General features: G+C 30.8%; 2 protein-coding genes and 1 rRNA gene. All 3 read right to left on the bottom strand.

Annotation, left to right across the window (positions count from 1 at the left end; translation table 11 throughout):
* A partial coding sequence (locus WBG30_RS06570) for an NUDIX hydrolase (RefSeq protein ID WP_424503846.1) occupies nt 1–453 on the bottom strand: 453 nt, incomplete at its 3' end.
* A gap of 28 nt (nt 454–481) precedes the next feature.
* Entirely contained in the window at nt 482–1,702 is a 1,221-nt protein-coding gene (locus tag WBG30_RS06575) for an aminopeptidase (RefSeq protein WP_424503847.1), read from the bottom strand.
* A 270-nt stretch (nt 1,703–1,972) separates the two neighbouring features.
* A 5S ribosomal RNA gene (gene rrf, locus WBG30_RS06580) occupies nt 1,973–2,075 on the bottom strand; the annotation flags it as partial.

Consider the following 2,075-nt stretch of genomic DNA (forward strand, 5'->3'; position numbering starts at 1 on the left):
AGTGATTTTTTCCATTTCTTCTAAATCTATCCATTTAGTTGTTAGATCCTCAGTTTCATCTAATTCCAATTCCAACGGTTTTATTTCATTATTTTTTAATTTAACTATATAAACATATAATTTTTCATTAGTATAACCAGGTGATGATGCCAATGCTTCCTTAGACTCATCTATTACTTCTACGTCCTCCATTGTATACCCTGTTTCTTCCCTAAGTTCTCTTTCCAAAGTTGATTTAGGAGTTTCCCCCTCTTCTATTATCCCTGCTGGTATTTCTAATAGATGTGAATCTGTTCCAGGTCTATATTGATCTACCAAAAGAGTTTTTTCTTCTTTTTCATCTAATACTAGAACACCTATGGCATTAGGCTTATTTATATACTCCATCTTCAATTTCCTAGTAGGATGGTCTTTTAGTTCTATCTTTAAAAATTTTAGATCTGATAATTTCATAAATTTTTCTCCTTGTATTTTTCAACCTTTATATTACCCAGTTTCCATTCCTAAATATAGGTGTTATAGCCCTATCCTCTGTAATTCCATCAATCGATAGATCTTCTGATCCTACCATGAAATCTACATGTACCAAACTATCGTTTACACCTTCTATTTCTAATTCTTCCTCACTCATATTTTCTGCACCTTCTATACAACTTTTATAAGCTGCCCCAAATGCAAAGTGACAAGATGCATTTTCATCAAATAAAGTATTATAGAATAAAGTATTTGTATTAGAAATAGGAGAATCTACTTGTACTAAAGCAATTTCACCTAAGTATCTTGCTCCCTCATCTGTGTTTAATAAAGCTTCTAATACTTCATATCCTTTTTCAGCTGTAAATTCTACTACTTTTCCTTTTTCAAAAGTTAACGTAAAGTTATCGATTATGTTTCCATTATAGTTTAATGGTAATTTACTTGCTAAAATTCCATCTACTTTATTTTTATTTGGTAATGAAAACACTTCTTCTGTTGGTAAGTTAGGGTTAAATTCTATTCCCGCTGTAGTTATTGATGCTCCAGCTTTCCATATTTGCTTCTTTGACATACCTACCATTAAATCAGTTCCTTCTGATTTGTAGTGAAATGCTGTAAATTTCTTTTCATTTAAAACATTTACTTTTTCTGCTAAGTTCTTATTATGTTGATCCCAATTAGATATAGCATTTCCGTCTACTCTGCACATATCTAGTATCATTTTCATTAATTCATCCATCGCTTCTTCTATAGAAAGTTCAGGAAATACCTTAGTTGCCCAAGCCTCACAAGGTAACGCAACTATACTCCAAGCATTTTTATCGGATAACACTTTTTCATAGTAGCTTTTTATAGCTTGTGATCTTACTTTTGACCAATTTGCTACTCTTTTGGCATCTACATCTTTTAATAGTTCAGGATCTGGAGATATTACATTTAAAAAACAAGCTCCTTTATCAGCTAAATCATTTAACCTATCTGCATTCCACTTTGGAAATTCTTCAAAAGCTTTCTCACTTGCTTTTTTAAATCTCATTAGAGTTAATTGGTCATCAGACCAATTATACACTACTTCTCTTGCTCCTCTTTCATAAGCTATTTTAGTTAATTCTCTTACAAATTCTAAAGCATGCATTGGAGCATTTATACTTACTATTTGATCTTTTTGTACGTTTACTCCTGTTTTTATTGCTAACTCTGCGTATTCTACTAATTTTTTTATCATACATATCCCCCTTTTTTATTAAATATATTATATAGTAATTTTATAGTTTTGTATCTTTTTTTTATTCTTTATTTTTTCTTCACTATTAAATTTTATGCCTCTCCCTCCACAAGTAAAAAAATATATAACATTTACTATTCCTTTGGTTTTTTCTAATACTATATATATTTAAAACTCTATCTTTATTATTGTTAGTATACATAAAAGAGCCATCAATTTATTTTGATGACTCTTCTAGTTTTTTTCAAATCTCTTCAAAAAATAAAAAAGACTTGGCAAGTTCCTATCCTCCCAAGGGGCTGCCCCCTAAGTACTTTCGGCGTTTACGGACTTAACTTCTGGGTTCGGAATGTGACCAGGTGTACCCCCGTAG

The sequence above is a fragment of the Psychrilyobacter sp. genome, from assembly GCF_049671765.1.
Taxonomy (GTDB): Bacteria; Fusobacteriota; Fusobacteriia; order Fusobacteriales; family Fusobacteriaceae; genus Psychrilyobacter.